This window comes from Methylobacterium dankookense, from assembly GCF_902141855.1.
Classification (GTDB): domain Bacteria; phylum Pseudomonadota; class Alphaproteobacteria; order Rhizobiales; family Beijerinckiaceae; genus Methylobacterium; species Methylobacterium dankookense.
The window spans coordinates 1-20,613 of record NZ_CABFVH010000009.1 but is presented as its reverse complement, the minus strand read 5'-3'; the positions used below and the strand labels follow the sequence as shown (position 1 = coordinate 20,613).

The window sequence follows — 20,613 nt, the reverse complement described above, 5'->3', positions numbered from 1 at the left end:
ACACGGGGCCGGTCCGGCCCCACGCGCTTTCGGAGGACGAGATGCGGATCGTGATCATCGGTGGCAGCGGCCTGATCGGCTCGCGGCTCGCGGCCCGGCTCGCCGAGGCCGGCCACAGCGTGCTGCCGGCCTCGCCGCGCACCGGCGTCGATGCCGTGACGGGGCAGGGGCTCGCCGCGGCGCTCGCGGGCGCCGAGGTGGTGGTGGACGTCGCCAACGCCCCCTCCTTCGCGGACGGGCCGGTGCTCGACTTCTTCACCCGCTCGACCCGCAACCTGCTGGCCGCGGGGGCGGAGGCGGGCCTGCGCCACCACGTGGCGCTCTCGGTCGTCGGCACCGACCGGCTCCAGGCCAGCGGCTATTTCCGGGCCAAGCTGGCGCAGGAGCGGCTGATCGCCGAGGGCCCCCTGCCCTACACGATCGTGCGGGCGACGCAGTTCTTCGAGTTCCTGGGCGGCATCGCCGATGCCGGGACGGCGGCGGGCACCGTCCGCGTCGCGCCGACCGGGATCCAGCCGATCGCCGCCGCGGACGTGGCGGCGCTGCTCGCCGGGATCGCGGTGGCCGCGCCTGCGAGAGCGCTCTCCGCCGAAGCGGATACCGGTTCGGCGAGAGAGAGCGCGTCAAAACAAGGACTTGGAGCCGCTCCGGATGGCAGCGCGATCGGGAGCGGCTCCAAGGGCATCGTCGAGATCGCCGGGCCGGAGGCGTTCCGCCTCGACGCCCTGCTCGCCCGCATCCTCGCGGGCGACGGCCGCACCGTCCTGGCCGACCCGGAGGCCGGCTATTTCGGCACGCCCGTGACCGGAGATCCCCTCCTGCCGGGCCCCGATGCGCGCCTCGCCCCGACCCGGCTCGCCGACTGGCTCCCCGCCCGGACCGCCTGAGCCCCCTGCCCCCGAGATCCGAAGGACGAGGCCCGACCATGCGCACGACGTTGCTCGCCGCCACCCTCTTCGCCGCCCTCGCCTGCCCGCCGGGCGGCGCCGCCGCCCACGACGCGGCGCCGGCCGCGCCCGGCGAGGCCCGGGTGAGCCCGCTCTTCGACCAGCCCCTGCCGAACCTGCCGGGCAAGAGCCTGCGCGGCGTGATGGTGGTCTACGGGCCGGGCGGCTTCTCGCCGGCCCATACCCACGCGCCGAGCGCCTTCATCACCGCCACGGTGCTGGAGGGCGCGATCCGCAGCCGGGTGAACGACGGGCCCGAGCGCACCTACCGTGCCGGCGAGAGCTTCACGGAGATGCCGGGCGACCGGCACGCGGTCAGCGCCAATGCCAGCGCGACCGAGCCGGCGCGGCTGCTCGCGGTCTTCGTCGTGGACACGGCCGACACCGTGCTGACCACGCCGATCCGCTGAATCGGCCTCGATCGGCGGCGGGCCGCCTCCGCGGCCTCGGGCTTTCGCTCCGCTCGACGCCTCGGCTCACGCCGAGGCCCGCGGCGCGGGGCGCTCTTCGCGCCCGCGCCGACATCGACCCATCGACACGAACAACCAGGAGTTTCAGAATGAACCCGCGCGTGACGAAACCCTATGCCCATGCCCCGGCGGCGGTGAAGGCCCTGACGGCGGTGGAGGCGAGCCTGCGGGCCGGCGCCCTGGAGCACGGCCTGCTGGAGCTGGTGAAGCTGCGCGCCTCGCAGATCAACGGCTGCGCCTATTGCATCGCCCTGCATGCGAGCGCGGCCCGGAAGGCGGGCGAGAGCGAGATGCGGATCTACCTGCTCGATGCGTGGCGCGAATCCGGCCTCTACAGCGCCCGCGAGCGCGCGGCGCTCGCCTGGACCGAGGCCCTGACCCGGCTCGCCGGGACGGGGGCGCCGGAGGCCGACTACGCCGCGCTCGCGGCGGATTTCACGGAGGCCGAGCAGGTCCAGCTCACCCTGCAGATCGGCATGATCAACCTGTGGAACCGGCTTCAGGTGGGCCTGCGCGGCGTCCATGCCGACGACCCCGCCTCCGGCCCCGGCCCGTCCCGCGATGCGGCCTGACCCGCGCACCGCGCTCTTCGAGGCGGAGCGGCCGCGGCTCCTGCGCCTCGCCTACCGCATGCTCGGCTCGCTCGCCGAGGCGGAGGACGTGGTGCAATCCGCCTGGCTGCGCTGGCAGGCGGTCGATCCGGAGGGCGTGCGGGTGCCGGCCGCCTTCCTGTCGCGGGTGGTCACCCGCCTCTGCCTCGACGCGATGAAGTCGGCCCGGGCGCGGCGCGAGACCTATGTCGGCGCCTGGCTGCCCGAGCCGCTGGTCGATCTCGCCGGGGAGGAGCCGGTGGAGGGCGAGGACCTCACCCTGACGTTGATGATGGCGCTGGAGCGGCTCTCGCCCCTGGAGCGGGCGGCCTTCCTCCTGCACGACGTGTTCGGCGTGCCGCTCGCCGAGGTCGCGGCCACCCTCGACCGGGACGCGGCGGCGATCCGCCAGCTCGCCGTGCGCGCCCGCCGCCACGTCCGGGCCGACCGCCCGCGCTACCCCGTGCCGCGCGAGGAGGGCGAGCGGATCGCGCACGCCTTCTTCGCCGCCTCGCGCAGCGGCGATGTCGGGGCGCTGCGCGGCCTGCTCTCGGCGGAGGTGGAGATCCGCTCCGACGGCGGCGGCCGGGTGATCGCCTTCCTCAACCCGATCCTCGGGCTGGAGCGGGCGCTGCGCCTGTTCGCCGGCCTCGCGCGCAAGCATGCGGACGATCCCGCCACCTTCCTCCGGCCGGTGCGGGTCGACGGCCTGCCGGGCTTCGTCAGCCGCGAGCGCGGCGGCGTGCTGCAGGTGACGGCGCTCGCCGTCGAGGATGGGCGCATCACCGGGGTCTACATCACCCGCAACCCGGACAAGCTCGGCCACGTGGCCGACGCCCTCGGCCTGGACCCGCCGGGCTGAGGGCGTGTCCCCTCCCCTTGCGGGGAGGGGTGGGGGCGGCGCAGAAGGCACCGCTGCGATCCATTCTGAACCACCCCCACCTCCGGCTCCTCCCCATCCAGATCGGGCCTGCCCGATCTGGACAGGCAAGAGCAGATCTCGGGCAAGCCCGAGATCTGTGGGGAGGCGCGGTGCCTCAGGCGGCGGCCCGCACCGGCATCGCCCCGGCGAGCTCCGGCGAGGGAGCCGCCTCGGTCTCCTCTGTCGCCTCCGCGTCGATCTCGCCCTGCCACGTGGCGACCGCGGCGGTGGCGAGCCCGTTGCCGAGCACGTTGGTGACGGTGCGGCCCATGTCGAGGATCTGGTCGATGCCCATGATCAGCAGGATGCCGGCCGCGGGCAGGCCGAACATCGGCACGGTGGCGGCCACCACCACCAGCGAGGCGCGCGGCACCCCGGCGATGCCCTTGCTCGTCACCATCATGACGAGGAGCATCATCACCTGCTCGGCGAAGCCCAGATGGATGCCGAAGGCCTGGGCGATGAACAGGGCGGCGAGCGCCTGGTACATCATCGAGCCGTCGAGGTTGAACGAGTAGCCGAGCGGCAGCACGAAGCCGGTGACGCGGGGGCGCACGCCGAACCGGCCGAGCACCTCGACGGTGCGCGGGAAGGCGGCCTCGCTGCTCGCCGTCGAGAAGGCGACGATCATGGGCGCGCGCAGCAGCCGCAGCAGGCGCGGGGTGGCGCGGCCGAGCACCAGCCAGCCGGCCCCGATCAGCAGGGCCCAGAGCACGGCGAGCCCGGCGTAGAAGCTCGCGATGAACTTGCCGTAATCGACGAGCACCCCGAGGCCCTGCACGGTGACCACCGCCGCGATCGCCGCGAAGACCGCGACGGGCGCGAGCCGCATCACCGCGTCGGTGACCTTGAACATCACCCGCGCCAGACCTTCGAGGAGGTGCACCATCGGGTCGGCGTAAGCCCGGTCGATGGCGCTGAGGCCGAAGCCGAAGAAGATCGAGAAGACGAGGATCTGCAGCACCTCGTTGCCCGCCATCGCCGAGACGATGCTCGTCGGGAAGACGTGGGTGAGGAAGTCGCGCAGGTTCAGCGTGGCGGCCTTCAGCCCGGTCTGCGCGCCCGCATCCGGCAGCGGCAGGGCGAGCCCCGCGCCCGGCTGGAAGAGGTTGGCCGCGATCAGCCCGAGGGTGAGCGAGACCACCGAGGCGGTGAGGAACCAGCCCATGGCGAGCGCCGCGACGCGGCCCACCGAGCGGGCGTCGCCGAAGCTCGCGATGCCGGCCACGATGGTGGCGAAGACCAGCGGCGCGATGATCATCTTGATCAGGCGCAGGAAGATGTCGGTGGCCAGCGTGAAATGGGCGGCGAGCGCCTTGGCCTCCTCCGGCCCGGCCGCATGCGCGTGCAGGGCCGCGCCGACCGCGATGCCGAGCACGAGCCCGGCGCCGGTATAGAGGGTGAGCCGGCCCGATCTCGGGGCCGCGTCGGCTTGGGTCGGGTCGGCTTGGGTCGGGTCGGCTTGGGTCGGGTCGGCTTGGGTCGCGTGGACCTGGGTCACTGGGGTCTCCTCCTGTCGTTGGTTGCGTGGCTGGGACGCGCGGGCAGGCCCGCGCATCGGCGTGCGGGACCCCGGCCGCTGGCGTGGCGGCGCGGGGGCCCGGACCTGGGGATTTCGGTGCGGTGCCGGTCTCAGGCGATCCGCTCGGGGGGCGCGCATCCCCTCGCCCCGCTTGCGGGGAGAGGGCTCGGCCGACCTTGTCGTCGGCTGAGCGAGGCGGCAGCCGAGGGTGAGGGGGCGGTTCAGGCAGAGCCTCTTCCGGAATCCCCCCCTCACCGCCGCTGCGGCTGCGCCTCCGCTTCCCACGCCGACGACAAGGTCGTCGCGGGCCTCTCCCCGCCCGGCGGGGAGAGGGGGAGGCGCGGTGCCCGGCTCAGGCCGCGACGGTGGGCTGCGGGCGGGTCAGGCGCTCGGGCCGGAGCACCGCGTCGAGCTGGGCCTTGCCCATCAGGCCCTTCTCCAGGACCAGCTCGGTGACGCCGCGGCCGGTGGCGTGCGCCTCCAGGGCGACCGCGGTGGCGTTGCGGTAGCCGATATAGGGGTTGAGCGCCGTGACGATGCCGATCGAGTTCTCGACGCTGGCCCGCAGGCGCTCGCGGTTGGCGGTGATGCCGCGCACGCAGTTCGCGTCGAGCGTCCGGCAGGCGGCCTCGAGATGGCCGAGGCTGCGGAACAGGCTGTAGGCGATCACCGGCTCGAAGGCGTTGAGCTGGAGCTGGCCGGCTTCGGCCGCGAAGGAGATCGTCACGTCGTTGCCGATCACCTCGAAGGCGACCTGGTTGACCACCTCCGGGATCACCGGGTTGACCTTGCCCGGCATGATCGAGGAGCCCGCCTGGCGGGCCGGCAGGTTGATCTCGCCGAAGCCCGCGCGCGGGCCGGAGGAGAGCAGGCGCAGGTCGTTGCAGGTCTTGGAGAGCTTGACCGCGACCCGCTTCAGCACGCCGGAGAGCTGCACGAAGGCGCCGCAATCCTGGGTCGCCTCCACGAGGTCCTCGGCCGTGACCAGGGGGATGCCGGTGATCTCGGAGAGCCGGTCGCAGACCAGGGCGGCGTAGGCCGGATGCGCCGTGATGCCGGTGCCGATGGCGGTGGCGCCCATGTTGATCTCGCGGATCAGGAGCGCCGCCTCGCCGAGCCGGGCCTCGTCCTCGGCGAGCATGCGGGCATAGGTGCCGAATTCCTGGCCGAGCGTCATCGGCACCGCGTCCTGGAGCTGGGTGCGGCCCATCTTGAGGATGTCGGCGAACGCGGCCGACTTCGCCTCGAAGCTCCCGCGCAGGGCGGCCATGGCGGCCACCAGCCGGCGGATGGCCCCGGCGGCGGCGATCTTCAGGGCGGTCGGGTACACGTCGTTGGTGCTCTGGCCCATGTTGACGTGCTCGTTCGGGTGGAGCTGCCCGTAGGCGCCGCGCCCGTGCCCGAGGAGCTCCAGCGCCCGGTTGGCGATGACCTCGTTGGCGTTCATGTTGGTGGAGGTGCCGGCCCCGCCCTGGATCAGGTCGACCACGAACTGGTCGTGGAGCGCGCCGGTGCGGATCTCCTCGCAGGCCGTGACGATGGCGTCGCAGCGGGTGCGATCGAGGAGGCCGAGCTCGTGGTTGGCGAGCGCCGCCGCCTGCTTGATCGCGGCGAGCGCCCGGATCAGGTCCGGGCAGGCGGCGAGCGTGGTGCCGGTGATCGAGAAGTTCTCGACGGCGCGCAGGGTGTGGATGCCGTAATAGGCCGCCTCCGGCACCTCCCGGTCGCCCAGGAGGTCGTGCTCGGTGCGGGTGGCGGCGTTGGACACGGGTTCTCTCCTCGCGCGCGGAGGCGATCCGGCGCGCTGCTGCAGGCGGACGGGCAAAGGCAGGCCGCGGCGGCCGCCCTTGCGGGGGCGTCGCCCGGGTCTGTCGGGGGATGGCGGCAAGGGCCGCGTCGCGGGGGCTGGAGGCCGGCTGCGACGACTGCATTCACCGTGGTCGGTGGGATAATCCCGCGCGCCGCGCCGCGCCAATGCTAAGTCGGACCAGGATTATTCCGGAGCCGCATAGTTTTCCGCAGGGGCCGCAGCGGCCTCCCAGATCGCGTCGAGGAAGGGCCGCGCGCGCTCGCCGCTGCGGTAGAGCCGGATCTCCATCGGCATCTCCGGGCTGACCAGCCGAAGCGCCCCGGACGCGATCTCCGCGGCGACGAGGCTCTTCGGCAGCCAGGCGACGCCGTGGCCGGCGAGCGCCATGGAGCGCAGGGCCTCGGCCATGGAGTTCTCGTTGGTGTGGACCGGGTAGGTCGGCGGCGCGCCCTCCCGCGCCTGCGCGATGGTGGCGAGGCGCCCGAGGAAGGAGCCGCGGGAATATTGCAGCAGCGGCAGCCGCCCCTCCCCGTCCGGCATCAGCCCGTGCGGCGCGGCCACCGCCGCGAGGCTGTCCCGCCCCACGATCCGGCAGGGATGGCGCGTCGGGTCGAGGGGGATCGGGATGCCGGGATGGTGGTAGGTCAGCAGCAGGTCGTAGCCGCCCTCGACCAGGGCCTGGATGCAGATGTTGAAGTTCTCAGGGAGCACCCGGCTGCCCATCGGCCCCACCGCCGCGCGGATCGCGCCGAGCCAGCCCGGCAGGAAGGACAGGCAGAGCGAGTGCAGCGCCGTGATCGTGACCACCGGCAGGCTGGAGCGCTCGCTGCGGGTGCGGAACTCGGCCCGGCTCAGGGTGAGCAGGCGCAGGACCTCCTCGGCGGTCTCGAGGAACTGGCGCCCGTCGGCGGTGAGCGTGATCGGGTAGGTCGAGCGGTCGAGGAGCACCGTGCCGAGCCAGACCTCCAGGGAGCGGATGCGCCGGCTGAAGGCCGATTGCGTGACGTGCCGCTCCTCGGCCGAGCGGGAGAAGCTGCGCGTCTCGGCGAGGCTCAGGAAGTCCTCGATCCACTTGAGTTCCATGATGGTCCGGCCGGCACCCCACGCGCGGTCCGGACTCTCGCACCGGCACCGGGCCGGCGCCATCGGGCGGGCCGGGATCGGGTGACACCCGCCCGGCCCCCGATCCGATCAGAACCGCGCGCCCTGGTTGGCGCCGATGCCGCCGAGGCCGACGCCCGTGTTGGCGCTGCGCCCGGAGCCGCCGCCCATATTGCCCATGCCGCCATGGCGGCTGCTCACCCCCTGCCCGCGCAGGATGCCGGTCGGGTCGCGCGGGCTGCCGAGGCGCGGGCCCTCGACGCTCTGCTGCGGCGCGCGCCAGGTGCGGGGATCCGGGTAGGCGTTCCAAGTGCCTTGCCAAGTCCCTTGCCAGCTCCCTTGCCGGGCACCCTGCGCACTGGCCTGCGCCGCCGCGGGATTCGGAAGGAAGAGCGCAGCAGACAGGACGACGAGTGCTGCTAATTTCACCATGATGATCTCGTTCCGTGCATTGTGGCTCACAGAATCATGGACGGCTGAGCGTATTTGCCCAATCCAGCGGCTCACATGCTCACGCTTTGATCATCGTGTGCTTGCACACCTCCCGCGCACGGCGTGGCCCGGCGCCGGGATTACGCGGCGCATCCGTCCGGTCGCGCGGAAACGAATCGTTACCCATTGCTGCTACCTCAGGCTGCGACGGAAGGCGGAAGGCGCGATGATCGGCCTGCACAGCGCGTTGCGCTCAACCCAGAACGCCGATCCCGCGCTCGGGCGGCTGATCCGCCGCGACCAGCTCGACGCGGTCCGGCAGAGCGTGCTGCGCGCCATCCCCGTCAACATGCTGCTCGGGCTGACCGGCACCCTGGTCGCGCTCCAGGCGGGGCAGGGGGAGGCGGGGGCGGTCTGGTTCGCGTTCTCGACCGCCGCCAACCTCCTGCGGATCGGGCTCTGCCGCGCCCCCTGCCCCGGCCTCGCGCTCGATGCGGCCACGCCGCCGGAGGCGGTGGAGGCACTGGCGGAGTCCATCGACCGCCACCTCGCCCTGAGTTCGCTGGCCGCGCTGCTCTCGGGGCTCGTCTGGGCCTGCCTGCCGTTCCTCTGCGCGGGCTACACCGCGCCCCAGACGCTGTTCTACCTCACCGTGACCTGCGGGATCACGGCGGGGGCGGTGACCCACGCCATCGCCTATGCCCGCATCCCGTCCTGCTTCATCACGCCCCCGCTCCTCTCGGTGGCCGCCTGCCTGCTCTACGCGGGCGGCTTCGACCGGATCTGCCTCGCGGCGACCGTGTTCCTCTACCTCGTCGCGCTCCTGCGCAGCTCCGCCGCGACCGAGACGCTCTTCCGCGAATCGAGCCGCCTCAAGAACGAGGCGACGGCGCTGGCCCGCTCGCGGGCGGCGGCCCATGCCAGCGCCAGCACGCTCGCCGAGGAGATGCGCCAGCGCGCCACCCATGACGGCCTCACCGGCCTGCTCAACCGGGCCGGCTTCGCCCAGGCCGTCGAGGAGCGCGCCGCCGCGTCCCGGCAGGGGCCCGGTGCCGATCTCTGCCTGATGCTGCTCGACCTCGACGGCTTCAAGTCGGTCAACGACGTCTACGGCCACGGCACGGGCGACCGGGTGCTCGTCGAGGTCGGCCGGCGCCTCGGCGCGGCGCTGCCCCCCGCCTGCCTCGCCGCGCGCCTCGGCGGCGACGAGTTCGCGCTCTGCTACGATCCGGCCGCCGGGCCGGAGCCGGCCGCCCTCGCCGAGCGCCTGATCGCCGCCATCGCCGCGCCGATCGGCAGCCTCGATCCCGGGCGGCTCGGCATGAGCGCGGGCCTCTATCTCGGGCCCCCGTCCAGCCTGACGCAGATGCTCGGCTGCGCCGACGAGGCGCTCTACGCGGCCAAGGCCGCCGGCCGCAACCGCCTGCGCCTGTTCGACGACCGCCTGAGCGGCCGCCGCGAGATGCGCCGCGCCTGCGAGCGCGACCTCTCGCATGCTCTGGTCGAGAGCGCCCTCGAGGTCTGGTTCCAGCCGATCTTCGGCCGCGGCGGGCGCGTGCCCGTGGGGCTCGAGGCTCTGGTGCGCTGGCGCCACCCGGTCCACGGCTGGATCCCGCCGAACGAGATCGTCGCCACCGCCGCGATGGCGGGCCTCACCGAATCGCTCCTGCGCTTCATCCTGGAGCAGGTCTGCACCACCCTGTGCGCCCTGCGCGAGCGCGGCGCGCCGGACGTGCGCGTGGCCATGAACGTCTCGCCCCGCGAGATGGCCCAGGTCTCCGTGGACGAGATCGTGCTCGACCGCCTGCGCGTCCTCGGCCTGCCGCCGTCCATGCTGGAGATCGAGATCACCGAGGAGACCGCCCTCGACATCGAGGCGGTCCAGGGCAAGCTCGCCGCCCTGTCGAAGGCGGGGGTGCGCATCGCCCTCGACGATTTCGGCACGGGCTACTCGTCGCTCGCCTCGCTGCGCCAGCTCCGGGCCGACCGGGTCAAGATCGACCGCAGCCTCGTGACCGGGCTCACCACCTCCGACGACAAGCGCGGGATGGTCCATGCGGTGCTCGGCCTCGGCCGCTCCCTCGACATCGAGGTGGTCGCCGAGGGCATCGAAACCGCCGACGACCTCGAGACCCTGCGCGGCCTCGGCTGCCCGCTGATGCAGGGCTACCACCTCGCCCGCCCCGCCCCGCCCCGGCCTTGGCCGCGATCGAGATCGTCCTGAGCGGCCGCGCCGCGGCGGCCTGATCCGGGATCCCGAAGGGACGATGTCCCTTCGGCGGGATGCCGGGGCGGCGCCCCGGCCTTGCTTCGATGACCAGGGCTCTGCCCTGGACCCGGCAAAGGGATGATCCCTTTGCGATCCCGGAATGCTTGCGCCAAAATAGATAGCATCCTATCTATGAGGATGTGATGCGAGCCAGGGCTCGCCCCGGGCGGCTTATGACCGACGATCTCGACAGGCTCCGGCAGACCTTCACCCACGCCCTCCTGCTGGCCGGGCGTCAGTGGCGGCGCGCCGCCGACGCGGTGGCGCAGGGCCATGGGCTCTCCGATGCCACCGCCCTGCCCCTGGTGATGATCGGCCGCCTCGACGGCGCGCCGCGCCAGACCGCGCTCGCGGAAGCCGTCGGCATCGAGGGGCCCTCCCTCGTCCGCCTCCTCGACCAGCTCGCCGCCGCCGGTCTGGTGCGGCGCGCCGAGGACCCTTCCGACCGCCGCGCCAAGGTCCTCTCCCTCACGACAGCGGGCGAGGCCGCGGTGGCCGGGATCGAGGCCGAGCTGATCGCGCTGCGCGCGGAGGTGTTCGCAGGCGTCGCGCCCGCCGATCTGGAGGCCGCCTGCCGCGTTCTCCGGGCGGTGATGCGGCCCGGCCGCGAGACGCCCGAGCGGGAGCCCGAGCCGGAATCCAGGCCGGAATCCAGGCCATGAGCGGTGCCCTCCCCCTGCCCGGCTGGCGCGACTGGGCCTTCGCGCTCAAGACCTACGCGGCCGCGATGCTGGCCCTGTTCCTCGCCCTCTGGATCGACCTGCCCCGGCCCTACTGGGCGGTCGGCACCGTCTACATCACGAGCCAGGTGCTCGCGGGCGCCACGCGCTCGAAGGCGCTCTACCGGGTGCTCGGCACCCTGCTCGGGGCGGTGATGGCGGTCGCCCTCGTGCCGAACCTCGTGAACGCACCGGAGCTGCTGACGCTCGCCATCGCCCTCTGGGTCGGCCTCTGCCTCTACCTCTCGCTCCTCGACCGGACGCCGCGCAGCTACCTGATGATGCTGGCGGGCTACACCGCCGCCCTGATCGGCTTCCCCTCCGTGACCGAGCCCGGCGCGATCTTCGACACGGCGGTGGCCCGCGCCGAGGAGATCTCGCTCGGCATCCTCAGCGCGGCCCTCGTCTCGGCGGTGGTGCTGCCGCAATCGGCGGTGCCGCAGATCGAGGCCCGCCTCACCCTCTGGCTGGCCCAGGCGCGGGGCTGGGTGGCCGACGTGCTCGGCCGGACCGGGGCGGGCCAGGATGGCCAAGCCAGGGACAGCCAGGCGAAGCGCCTGCGCCTCGCCGCCGACGCGATCGCCTTCGACGCGCTCGCCACGCCGCTGCGCTACGATGCGGGCGGGCCGCCGCGCTCCCCCGAGGCGATGGCGACGCTCCGCCAGCACATGCTGATGTTCATGCCGATCGTCTCGGCCGTCGCCGACCGGATCGCGGCCCTGGAGCAGGCCCGCGCCCTCACCGCCCCCTTGCGCGCCCTCCTCGCCGACATGGCCGCCTGGATCGCCTCGGGCACCACCGATCCGGAGGCGGCCGCCCGGCTGCGGGCGCGGGCGGCCGACGAGCCCCTGCCCCGCCGGCCGGACTGGAACGACCTCGTCCGCGCGAGCCTCCGCGCGCGGCTGCGGGACTTCATCGACCTGCGCCAGGACACCCGCCTGCTGCAGCGGCACATCGCCGACGGCAGGCCTGTGAGCGGGGCGCTCGCGTTCCGCTACACCGCGGCGGCGCGCACCATCCGCCACCGCGACCACGGCATGGCGCTGCTCTCGGCCATCGGCGTGGTCCTGGCGATCGGCCTGACCGGCACGATCTGGATCGCCACCGGCTGGCCGGACGGGGCGGGCGCGCCGATGATGGCCGCGGTCGGCTGCTGCTTCTTCGCCGCGCAGGACGACCCCGCGCCCCACATCCTGGGATTTGCCAATTCCGCCATCGTCGGCGCGCTGGTGGCGGGCTTCTACCTCTTCGCCGTGCTGCCGCTCGCCACCTCCTTCGAGATGCTGGCGCTGGCGCTCAGCCCCGCCCTGATCCTGGCCGGCGTGCTGATGACGCAAGGACGTACGGCGCCCATCGCCATGGGGGCGGCGGTCAACGGCTTCACCATGCTGGCCCTCCAGGGGAGCTATACGGGCGACTTCGCCGCCTTCACCAATTCCGCCCTCGCCGTGATCCTCGGCATGTGGGCGGCGGCCCTCGTCACCCGGCTCGTGCGCTCGGTCGGGTCGGGCTGGAGCGCCCGGCGCCTGCGCGGCATCAACCGGCGCAGCCTCGCCCGCGCCGCCGCGCGCGAGGGCCGGCAGAACGGGCTGGAGCTCGCCGCGATCATGCTCGACCGCGTCGGCCTGATCGCGCCGCGGCTGGCCGCCCTGCCCCCCGAGGACGCCGCCTGGACCGCCGACCTGCTGGCCGAGGTGCGGGTCGGGATCAACCTCGTCGAGCTGCGCCGCGACCGGCGCCGGCTCGCGCCGGCGGCGAAGGCGGCGGTGGAGCGCCTGCTCGAAGCCCTCGCCCGGCATTTCCGCGCGCCCGCCGCGCGGGCCGGGGACGACCTCCTCGGCGCGGTCGACGCCGCTTTGGATGCCGCGCTGGCCGAGCCCGGCGACCCCGCCCACCGCGCCGCCCTGATGGGCCTCGTCGGCATCCGCCGCGGCCTGTTCCCGGCAGCGCCCCCCTACCAGCCGCCGCTGCCGGCGGCGACCGAGCCGGGACTGGCCGCATGACCGGCGAACTCGACCTCTACGGCGTCTTCGTGCCGGCGCTCGCCGCCTGGATGCTCGTCGCCCTGGCGCTGACCCTGGTGGTCCGCCGGGTGCTCGCCGGGCTCGGCGCCTACCGCCTGATCTGGCACCGGCCGCTCTTCGACCTCGCCCTCTACGTCGTCCTGCTCGGCGCGGTGGTCGCGCTCGCGACCCCGCTCCTCACCTGACCCGCATCGCGCCATGACCCGGTTCCTCGCCCTCGCCTTCCGCCTCGCCGTGACCCTCGCGGCGGTCGCCCTCGCCATCCTCGTCGGGCTCAGCCTGTGGGACTACTACATGGAGGCGCCCTGGACCCGGGACGGGCGCGTGCGCGCCGACGTGGTCGGCGTCGCCCCCGACGTCTCGGGCCTCGTCACCGAGGTGCTGGTCCGCGACAACCAGAGCGTGAAGCGTGGCGACGTGCTCTTCCGCATCGATCCCGACCGCTTCACCCTGGCGCTTCGCCAAGCCGAGGCCATCGTCGAGGGCAAGAAGGCAAGCGCCGAGCAGGCCGCGGCCGATTACGCCCGCTACGCCAAGCTCAGCGACGCCGCGGTCTCGCAGCAGAAGGTCGAGGCGGCCCGCGCCGCGGACCTCGAGGCCAAGGCGGCCTACGACCAGGCCGTGGCGGACCGCGACCTCGCCCAGCTCAACCTCGCCCGCTCGGCGGTGCGCGCCTCGGTCAACGGCCGCATCACCAACATGGAGCTGCGCCCCGGCGCCTACGTCACCACCGGCCGCGGGGTAATGGCGCTGATCGACGCCGACACCCTGCGCGTCGAGGGCTATTTCGAGGAGACCAAGCTGCCGCGCATCCGCGTCGGCGACCGCGCCACCATCCGCCTGATGGGCGACGGCACGGTGCTCGCCGGCCATGTCGAGAGCATCGCCGGCGGCATCGAGGACCGCGAGCGCAGCCAGGGCGCCAACCTGCTGGCCAGCGTCAACCCGACCTTCGCCTGGGTGCGCCTCGCCCAGCGCATCCCGGTGCGGATCCGGCTCGAGCCGGGCGCCGACGAGGCGCGGCTGGTGGCCGGCCGCACCGCGACCGTGGCGATCGGCGACACGGCCTTCGATCCGGTCGGCTTCTGGCGAGCCCGCGCGGGGCGCTAGAGCGCTCTCCACCGAAGTGGACACCGGTTCGGTGCAAGAGAGCGCGTCAAAACAGGAGCCGGGTCGTGAGAGCGGAGCCGTGGGCGCGGCCGTGGCCTTCCGCCCTGATCTCGGTTAAGAGCGCGGGCCTCGGCGCACAGGCATAGCCGCCGATCGGGAATCCGGCCCGGCGCGAGGCCGCTCAACGCGTCCGGACGCAGACCGGGAGCCCCGATGCCCAGCCCCGACCCGAGCGCCGATCCGGAGCCCGCCCCGGCCGGAACCGGCCTCGTCGCCGTCGTCGCGGACGACGACGAGTTCTTCCGCATGGCGATCGCCGTGCTCCTGAAGCGCCATCTCGGCTTCGCCGAGGTGATCGAGACCGGCTCCCTCGACGCGGCGCTCGCCGACCTCGCGGTGCGGCCCGAGGCGGACCTCGCCCTGTTCGACCTGCGCATGCCGGGCATGGCCGGCGCCTTCTCGCTCACCGCCGTGCGCGAGTGCTTCCCCACCCTGCGCACCGCCATCGTCTCGGCCTCGCGCGACCGCAACGACATCCTGCTGGCGCTGGCCGCCGGCAGCCACGGCTACATCCCGAAGGCCAGCGGCGCCGCCGAGATGGTCCAGGCGCTGCACACCGTCCTGGCCGGCGGCATCTTCGTGCCCGCTTCGCTGGCCGAGGGGCCCTTCCCGGCCTGGTCGGCGGGCGCGCCCGAGATGGCGCTGACGCCCCGCCAGCGCGACGTGCTCGCCCACATCGTCGAGGGCCGGACCAACAAGGAGATCGCCCGCGCCCTCGACCTCGGCGAGGGCACGGTGAAGATCCACGTGGCCGCCCTCCTCCGCGCGCTCGGCGTCGCCAACCGCGCCGCCGCCGCGAGCGTCGGGCACCGGCTGCTCGGGAAGGGTTGAGGGCCGGAGGACGCCGCCTCGGCCTCGTCCGCTCGGCCTAGGCCGGTCCGGCGCCCGCTCCGGCCGCGTGGCCGGGCGCGGCGGATTCGGCCTATGCCGGAGCGGGTATACTAGACAGAAAGCGCCAGGATTTCGTTTTCGGCGGAGCAATACTGATAATCACCGCCTATCCCGCATGGTCTAGGCCATGTAAAGCTTGGATTGCATGTCATCCGGCAAGATCCTCTTAAGGATGGCCGCCGGATTGTCGCCCCGGGACGCGAGGTCTCGTGGCGTAGCGACATGCAACGAATCCTGATGTGGTCGTCCGCCCTGCTGGCGATGGCCGGCGCGGCGCGGGCGGCGGACTGGTACACCGGCGCCGAGCCGGCCGGGCGCGATGCCTGGATCGTGGCCGTCGACGCCTCGACCACGGTGAGCTCGCAGGGCGCGCAGTTCGCGGGCGCCACCGCCACCGCGGCGCCGGGCGGGGACCTGCTGACGAGCGGGCCGCGCCTGCGCGTCGACGCGCTGATCGGCTCCTACCGGGTGCAGGGCGGCGGCGCCACACTCGGCACGCAGGCCGAGGGCGCGGTGATGGCGGGCTATGCCTGGGCCTCCCCGGAGGCGGTGCTCGCGGCCTATCTCGGCCTGGATGCGCGGCGCAACGAGCTCGCCTCCGCGGGCCGCGTCACCGAGGCCGGCGGCGTCGGCATCAAGGCGGCCCTCGACCTCTATGCCCGACCCACCGCCTTCACGATGATCCACGCCACGGCCTCCTATGCGAGCCCGTTCAACGCCTATTACGGGCGGGTCCGGGCGGGCGTGGCGGCCTTCGCGGGCGGCTATGTCGGGCCCGAATTCGCGCTGCTCGGCGACGATGTCTACCGGCAATGGCGCGTCGGCGCGCATCTCTCGGGGATGCAGCTCGGCGCCCTGCAACTCGGCCTGTCGGGCGGGTACCTGCAGGACCAGGCCCGCAAGGGCGGCTTCTATGCCACCCTCGACCTGCGGACGGGCTTCTGATGGCCGCCCCCGCCTCCTCACCCGCCTCCCCGTCGCGTCCGGCCATGGCGCTCCTCTGGCTCGCCTGGGGCCTCGCCGCCGCCGCCGCCCTCGCCTTCCTGACCCAGCCGGTCGGGCCGGAGGCGCAAGCGGCCCTCTGCGGCGGGGCCGTGGCCGGCATGCTGGCGCTCTGGCTCGCCTGCCCGCGCCGCGGCCTGCCCCGCGCCGCCTTCCTGGCGCTCGGCTCCTTCGTGGCGATCCGCTACGTCTACTGGCGCCTCACCGCGACGCTGCCCGCGATCGACGATCCCCTGAGCTTCGGCCTCGGCCTCGTGCTCCTGGCGGCCGAGCTCTACTGCGTGCTGATCCTGGCGGTGAGCCTGGTCGTCAATGCCGAGCCGCTGGAGCGCGGCCCCGTCCCGGTGCCGGACCCGGCGGAGGCGCCGAGCGTCGACATCCTGGTCCCGAGCTACAACGAGGGGGCGGACATCCTCGGCGTCACCCTGGCCGCCGCCTGCAACCTCGACTACCCGGCCGACCGCTTCACGGTCTGGCTCCTCGACGATGGCGGCACCGACCAGAAATGCGCCGATCCCGATCCGGAGAAGGCCGCGGCGGCCCGGGCGCGCCGGGCCGAGCTGCAGGCGCTCTGCGCGGGCCTCGGCGCCCGCTATCTCACGCGCGCCCGCAACGCGCACGCCAAGGCGGGCAACCTCAATGCCGGCCTCCGGGCGGGGAGCGGCGACCTCGTCCTCGTCCTCGACGCGGACCACGCGCCCTTCCGCTCCTTCCTGAAGGAGACGGTCGGGCTGTTCGGGCAGGACCCGAAGCTCTTCCTCGTGCAGACGCCGCACATCTTCCACAACCCGGATCCGCTGGAGCGCAACCTGCGCACCTTCGAGCGCATGCCCTCCGAGAACGAGATGTTCTACGCGGCGACGCAGGCCGGCCTCGACAAGTGGAACGGCTCCTTCTTCTGCGGCTCGGCGGCCCTGCTGCGCCGCTCCGCCCTCGACACGGTCGGCGGGTTCGCCGGCATCACCATCACCGAGGATTGCGAGACGGCGCTGGAGCTGCATGCGCGCGGCTGGGCCAGCGCCTTCGTCGACCGGCCGCTGATCTCGGGGCTGCAGCCCGAGACCTTCTCGGCCTTCGTCGGCCAGCGCGCGCGCTGGTGCCAGGGGATGCTGCAGATCCTCCTCCTGAAGAACCCGCTGTTCAAGCGCGGGCTCAAGCCCATCCAGCGCCTCGCCTACCTGTCGAGCATGCTGTTCTGGTTCTTCCCCCTGTCGCGTCTGGTGTTCATGCTCGCGCCGCTGCTGCACATCTTCTTCGACGTGAAGATCTTCGTCTCCTCCATCGACGAGACGTTAGCCTATACCGCGACCTATGTCGGGGTGAACATGCTGATGCAGAGCTACCTCTACGGCCACCTGCGCTGGCCCTGGGTCTCCGAGCTGTACGAATACGTGCTCGGCATCTTCCTCGCCCGCTCCATCGTCTCGGTGGTGGTCTCGCCGCGCAAGCCCGGCTTCAACGTCACCGACAAGGGCGTCAGCCTGGAGAGCGACCACCTCTCCGCCCTGGCCTGGCCGTTCTTCCTCGTCTTCGGCCTGCTGGCCGCGGGCTGCGCCACCGCCGCCTGGCGCTATCTCTGCGAGCCGGGCGTGACCGGCCTGATGCTCGTGGTCGGCCTGTGGTGCGCCTTCAACCTCGTGATCGCCGGGGCGGCCCTCGGCGTCGTGGCCGAGCGGCGCACCCTGGAGCGCGCGCCGAGCCTGCCGACCGCCCTTCCCGCCCGCCTCGGGCTCGGCGGCGCGAGCCTGCCCGTCCGGGTCGAGCGCGCCTCGATCGCCGAATGCGTCCTGCGCCGCGCCGATGGCGGCGCCTGGCCCAAGGTGGCATTCGAGGGAGCGATCGAGGGGGAGGCGGCCCTCCTCGGCCCCGATCCCGCCGGCCCCGCCTTCCCGCCCCTGCGCCTGACCCTCGGCCCGGTCCTGGCGGACGGCACCCGCCGCGCCGCCTATGCCGAGACCGGCCCCGAGGCCTTCCGCACCGTCGCGCGGCTCATGTACGGCGATGCCGGGCCCCTGCGCGCCTTCCTCGCCGGGCGCCGACGCCATCGCGGCCTCCTCTCCGGCAGCCTCGGCGTCCTGGCCTGGGGCCTCGCCGAGCCCGTCCGCGCCGCCGCCTACGCCCTCCGTGCGCTGAGGAGCCCCGCCCCGGCTGCCGCGCCGGAGGCCATCCCGGTCGAAGCCCCGATCCAGGCGCAGGCCTCCGTCGCGGCGGCGCCCGCCCTCGCCCTGGCGGCATCGGCTCCCGTGCCGGAGCCCCTGCCCGCCGCGGAGCCGGTCGCGATCCGCGTGCAGGCGGAGCCGGCTATTCCCGCGCTCCGGCCCCTCGCCCTGGCGCCGGCCCTCGCCGCGGCGCCCGCTCCGGCCGAGCCCGAGCCGGTCCGGTTCGACGCCGCCGCCTGGGCCGAGGCCGTCGCGCAGCTCGCCGCGCTCGCCGAGAGCCGCACCGGGAGCCGCGCCGCGCCGGAGGCGGGCCCGCTCGACCCCGCCCTGTGGGCGCGCAGCGTGCGTGCCCTCGCCGAGGCGGAAGCGGCGCCCGTGCGGGCGCCGGTCGCGGATGGTGCGCCGGCCCGCAGCCCGCGCGATCCGCTCCGCGACGCCGCCTGACTGGGGAGCTGCCCGGATGATCGCCGCGGTTTGCCCCGGGCCTCTCCTCCCCCTTGCGGGGAGGAGCCGGAGGTGGGGGTGGCCGCAGGCTCGAGCGCAGCGGTGCCGTCTGAACCACCCCCACCCCCAACCCCTCCCCATCCAGATCGGGCCTGCCCGATCTGGACGAGCAAGAGCAGATCTCGGGCAAGCCCGAGATCTGTGGGGAGAGACCTGCGTCGCGTCCGGCCGCATGGCCGATCCGGATCCCGTGTGAGCCTGCCATGCGTGCCAGAATCCCCACCCTCCTCGCGGCCCTCGCCCTCCCCTGCGTCCTAGCCGGCCTCCTCGCTGGGCCGGCCGGCGCCCAGACCTTCTCCGGCCAGGGCGCCTCGCCCACCATGGTCCTGCCCGGAACGGCTCCTGCTCCAGCGGCGCCCCGCCCGCCCGAGCCCCGGAGGGAGCCGGTGCTCCCCCTGCGCCGCCTGCCCGCCATCGCCGCGCCCTTGCGCCTGTGGGGGGAGGCCGGCCGGCTCGCCTGGCCGCTCTACGTCACCGAGGCGCAGGCCCGCTCCGGCGGGCGCATCCGGATCGGCTACATGGCGGCCGTCTCGGTCCTGCCCGACGCCTCCGCCCTCACCGTGACCCTGAACGGCGCCGCCCTCGGCGCCGCGCCGGTGGCCGGCGGCCACGGCCTGCAGCAGGTGATGGTGGAGGTGCCGCCGAACCGCCTCGCCCCGGGCTTCAACGCCCTCGGGGTGGAGCTGCGCCAGCGCCACCGGGTCGATTGCACCGTGGCCGCCAGCTACGAGCTGTGGACGCAGATCGACCCGGAGAGCACCGGCTTCCTGCCCGCCCCCTTCTCGGCGCCCGCCCCCGCCGCCCTGTCCGAGCTGCCCGCCGCCGCCCTCGCCTCCGGCGGCGCCCTGCCGATCCGCATCGTCCAGACCGGCGCGCGCATGACCGAGCGCGGGGTCGAGCGGGCGCTCGAGGCGGTGCAGGCCCTGGCGCTCGCCGCCCGGGCCGGCCAGCCCGTTGTCGCGTTCGGCACGGGCGCGGGGGACGGCGTCGCGGCGGGCGAGGGGCTCGCCCTCGCGGCGGCCCCGGTGGCGGAGCTCGCCGGCCTCGTCGATCCGGCCGCCCTCGGGCCGGTCTCCGGGCCAGTCACGGGGCCGCGCCTCGCCCTGGTGCCGGGCGGTCCGGAGCGGCGCGCCCTCGTCGTCGCCACGGGCACGAACGAGGCCGAGGTCGCCCAGGCGGTGGCGGAGCTCGCCCGCGCCGCCGCCGCCCCGCCGCGCGGCACCCCCGAGGGCCTGCGCGCGCTGGCCGATGCGGAGGGCCGCCGCGTCTCCGGCGGCGAGAGCCTGACGCTCGCCGATCTCGGCCTGCCCGACATGCCGGTGCGGGGGCGCAGCCACCGCGTCGCCGTCGACCTCGCCTTCCCGGCCGATGTCATGCCGGCCGATTACGACCGCGTCGTGCTCGACCTCGACCTCCTCCAGGGTGGCGATGTCGGCGCGGGCGCGCAGGTGGTGGTGGAGGTGAACGGCCGCAACGCCGCGAGCGCCGCCCTCGGGCGGGCGGGGGGCTCGGGCCGGCGGTCGGTGCCGCTGCCCCTCGGCCGCTTCCGCCCCGGCCTCAACCGCATCGTGATCAAGGCCGAGCTGCCGGGGCCGGCGCCCGAATCCTGCGCCGAGGAGCCCGGGCCCGTGCGCCTCACCCTGCGCGCGGGAACGCGCCTGACGATCCCGCCGCTCGCCCCCATCCTGCGCCAGCCCGCCCTCGCCCAGCCGCTCGCCGGCGCCCTGCCCTATGCCGGGTCGGCCCGGCGCCCGACCCTCGTCGTCCCCGCCCCGGACGCGGATTCCATGGCCGCCGCGGCGACGCTCGCCGCGCGGCTCGGGGTGGCGGCCGGCCGGCCCCTGCCCTTCGCCTTCGCGGCGGCGCGCGCCGTGGAGGGCCCGGCCGTCGTGGTCGGCCCCCTGCCTGTCTCTTTTCACATCTCCGAGCCCACGAGACTCCCGAGCATCTCGTATGCCGGCTTCTGCTTGGAAAAGAAAAAATCAAAATAAAAAACGAATAGTGACTTCTGCAACACAAATATAAAATATAGAAAGTACTGAATAGCGGGGCTGTAGATAAATGAAGATACTAATAGTGTA

The 20,613-nt window shown here is 73.9% G+C and carries 16 protein-coding genes; 12 read left to right on the top strand and 4 right to left on the bottom strand.

Annotated features, from left to right (window positions below):
* The first annotated feature begins 41 nt into the window (after nucleotides 1-41).
* The 4 genes from MTDSW087_RS09715 to MTDSW087_RS09700 all read left to right on the top strand — a co-directional run bounded on the left by MTDSW087_RS09715 (nucleotide 42) and on the right by MTDSW087_RS09700 (nucleotide 2,869).
* Nucleotides 42-887, top strand: a complete 846-nt coding sequence (locus MTDSW087_RS09715) for an SDR family oxidoreductase (RefSeq protein WP_144763227.1) — start codon at nucleotides 42-44, stop codon at nucleotides 885-887.
* Nucleotides 888-925: 38 nt separating this feature from the next.
* Entirely contained in the window at nucleotides 926-1,357 is a 432-nt protein-coding gene (locus MTDSW087_RS09710) for a cupin domain-containing protein (RefSeq protein ID WP_144763225.1), read from the top strand.
* 149 nt (nucleotides 1,358-1,506) lie between these two features.
* The gene (locus MTDSW087_RS09705; RefSeq protein ID WP_144763223.1) at nucleotides 1,507-1,989 is read left to right on the top strand and encodes a carboxymuconolactone decarboxylase family protein; all 483 of its coding nucleotides are present in this window, start codon (nucleotides 1,507-1,509) and stop codon (nucleotides 1,987-1,989) included.
* Complete coding sequence (locus MTDSW087_RS09700; protein WP_144763221.1) at nucleotides 1,979-2,869, top strand: sigma-70 family RNA polymerase sigma factor; 891 nt, start codon at nucleotides 1,979-1,981, stop codon at nucleotides 2,867-2,869. The genes MTDSW087_RS09705 and MTDSW087_RS09700 overlap by 11 nt, the downstream gene beginning before the upstream one ends.
* A 175-nt stretch (nucleotides 2,870-3,044) precedes the next feature.
* On the opposite strand, the gene MTDSW087_RS09695 is transcribed toward MTDSW087_RS09700, so the two are convergent.
* The 4 genes from MTDSW087_RS09695 to MTDSW087_RS09680 form a co-directional block, all read right to left on the bottom strand.
* Nucleotides 3,045-4,307, bottom strand: coding sequence for a dicarboxylate/amino acid:cation symporter (locus MTDSW087_RS09695; RefSeq protein WP_210248279.1), 1,263 nt, complete (start codon nucleotides 4,305-4,307; stop codon nucleotides 3,045-3,047).
* A 496-nt stretch (nucleotides 4,308-4,803) separates the two neighbouring features.
* On the bottom strand, nucleotides 4,804-6,219 hold the full coding sequence (gene aspA, locus MTDSW087_RS09690) for an aspartate ammonia-lyase (protein WP_144763219.1): 1,416 nt from the start codon (nucleotides 6,217-6,219) through the stop codon (nucleotides 4,804-4,806).
* A 225-nt stretch (nucleotides 6,220-6,444) separates the two neighbouring features.
* A complete protein-coding gene (locus MTDSW087_RS09685) occupies nucleotides 6,445-7,344 on the bottom strand; it encodes a LysR family transcriptional regulator (RefSeq protein WP_144763217.1) in 900 nt (299 codons plus the stop codon).
* 108 nt (nucleotides 7,345-7,452) lie between these two features.
* Entirely contained in the window at nucleotides 7,453-7,794 is a 342-nt protein-coding gene (locus tag MTDSW087_RS09680; protein ID WP_144763215.1) for a hypothetical protein, read from the bottom strand.
* Between the two features lie 226 nt (nucleotides 7,795-8,020).
* Here MTDSW087_RS09680 and MTDSW087_RS09675 point away from each other — a divergent pair, with 226 nt between their 5' ends.
* The 8 genes from MTDSW087_RS09675 to bcsA all read left to right on the top strand — a co-directional run bounded on the left by MTDSW087_RS09675 (nucleotide 8,021) and on the right by bcsA (nucleotide 18,472).
* Nucleotides 8,021-10,018 (top strand): putative bifunctional diguanylate cyclase/phosphodiesterase, encoded by a 1,998-nt coding sequence (locus MTDSW087_RS09675; protein WP_238178754.1) that lies wholly within the window; start codon nucleotides 8,021-8,023, stop codon nucleotides 10,016-10,018.
* Between the two features lie 218 nt (nucleotides 10,019-10,236).
* A complete protein-coding gene (locus tag MTDSW087_RS09670; RefSeq protein WP_144763213.1) occupies nucleotides 10,237-10,725 on the top strand; it encodes a MarR family winged helix-turn-helix transcriptional regulator in 489 nt (162 codons plus the stop codon).
* The gene (locus MTDSW087_RS09665; RefSeq protein ID WP_144763211.1) at nucleotides 10,722-12,785 is read left to right on the top strand and encodes an FUSC family protein; all 2,064 of its coding nucleotides are present in this window, start codon (nucleotides 10,722-10,724) and stop codon (nucleotides 12,783-12,785) included. The genes MTDSW087_RS09670 and MTDSW087_RS09665 overlap by 4 nt, the downstream gene beginning before the upstream one ends.
* Nucleotides 12,782-12,991, top strand: coding sequence for a DUF1656 domain-containing protein (locus MTDSW087_RS09660; RefSeq protein WP_144763209.1), 210 nt, complete (start codon nucleotides 12,782-12,784; stop codon nucleotides 12,989-12,991). Before MTDSW087_RS09665 ends, MTDSW087_RS09660 begins: the two co-directional genes overlap by 4 nt.
* A gap of 13 nt (nucleotides 12,992-13,004) precedes the next feature.
* Nucleotides 13,005-13,916 carry an efflux RND transporter periplasmic adaptor subunit gene (locus tag MTDSW087_RS09655; protein ID WP_144763207.1) on the top strand — a complete coding sequence of 304 codons (912 nt, stop codon included), beginning with the start codon at nucleotides 13,005-13,007 and terminating at the stop codon, nucleotides 13,914-13,916.
* A gap of 213 nt (nucleotides 13,917-14,129) precedes the next feature.
* Nucleotides 14,130-14,807 carry a LuxR C-terminal-related transcriptional regulator gene (locus tag MTDSW087_RS09650; RefSeq protein ID WP_144763205.1) on the top strand — a complete coding sequence of 226 codons (678 nt, stop codon included), beginning with the start codon at nucleotides 14,130-14,132 and terminating at the stop codon, nucleotides 14,805-14,807.
* 297 nt (nucleotides 14,808-15,104) lie between these two features.
* Nucleotides 15,105-15,812, top strand: coding sequence for a cellulose biosynthesis protein BcsS (gene bcsS, locus MTDSW087_RS09645; protein ID WP_186383795.1), 708 nt, complete (start codon nucleotides 15,105-15,107; stop codon nucleotides 15,810-15,812).
* The gene (gene bcsA / locus MTDSW087_RS09640; RefSeq protein ID WP_373321913.1) at nucleotides 15,812-18,472 is read left to right on the top strand and encodes a UDP-forming cellulose synthase catalytic subunit; all 2,661 of its coding nucleotides are present in this window, start codon (nucleotides 15,812-15,814) and stop codon (nucleotides 18,470-18,472) included. Before bcsS ends, bcsA begins: the two co-directional genes overlap by 1 nt.
* Nucleotides 18,473-20,613 lie beyond the last annotated feature (2,141 nt).

Coding starts and splice junctions, on each gene's coding strand:
- MTDSW087_RS09715 (WP_144763227.1), top strand. CDS start 42: ATGCGGATCGTGATCATCGGTGGCAGCGGCCTGATCGGCTCGCGGCTC.
- MTDSW087_RS09710 (WP_144763225.1), top strand. CDS start 926: ATGCGCACGACGTTGCTCGCCGCCACCCTCTTCGCCGCCCTCGCCTGC.
- MTDSW087_RS09705 (WP_144763223.1), top strand. CDS start 1,507: ATGAACCCGCGCGTGACGAAACCCTATGCCCATGCCCCGGCGGCGGTG.
- MTDSW087_RS09700 (WP_144763221.1), top strand. CDS start 1,979: ATGCGGCCTGACCCGCGCACCGCGCTCTTCGAGGCGGAGCGGCCGCGG.
- MTDSW087_RS09685 (WP_144763217.1), bottom strand. CDS start 7,344: ATGGAACTCAAGTGGATCGAGGACTTCCTGAGCCTCGCCGAGACGCGC.
- MTDSW087_RS09680 (WP_144763215.1), bottom strand. CDS start 7,794: ATGGTGAAATTAGCAGCACTCGTCGTCCTGTCTGCTGCGCTCTTCCTT.
- MTDSW087_RS09675 (WP_238178754.1), top strand. CDS start 8,021: ATGATCGGCCTGCACAGCGCGTTGCGCTCAACCCAGAACGCCGATCCC.
- MTDSW087_RS09670 (WP_144763213.1), top strand. CDS start 10,237: ATGACCGACGATCTCGACAGGCTCCGGCAGACCTTCACCCACGCCCTC.
- MTDSW087_RS09665 (WP_144763211.1), top strand. CDS start 10,722: ATGAGCGGTGCCCTCCCCCTGCCCGGCTGGCGCGACTGGGCCTTCGCG.
- MTDSW087_RS09660 (WP_144763209.1), top strand. CDS start 12,782: ATGACCGGCGAACTCGACCTCTACGGCGTCTTCGTGCCGGCGCTCGCC.
- MTDSW087_RS09655 (WP_144763207.1), top strand. CDS start 13,005: ATGACCCGGTTCCTCGCCCTCGCCTTCCGCCTCGCCGTGACCCTCGCG.
- MTDSW087_RS09650 (WP_144763205.1), top strand. CDS start 14,130: ATGCCCAGCCCCGACCCGAGCGCCGATCCGGAGCCCGCCCCGGCCGGA.
- bcsS (WP_186383795.1), top strand. CDS start 15,105: ATGTGGTCGTCCGCCCTGCTGGCGATGGCCGGCGCGGCGCGGGCGGCG.
- bcsA (WP_373321913.1), top strand. CDS start 15,812: ATGGCCGCCCCCGCCTCCTCACCCGCCTCCCCGTCGCGTCCGGCCATG.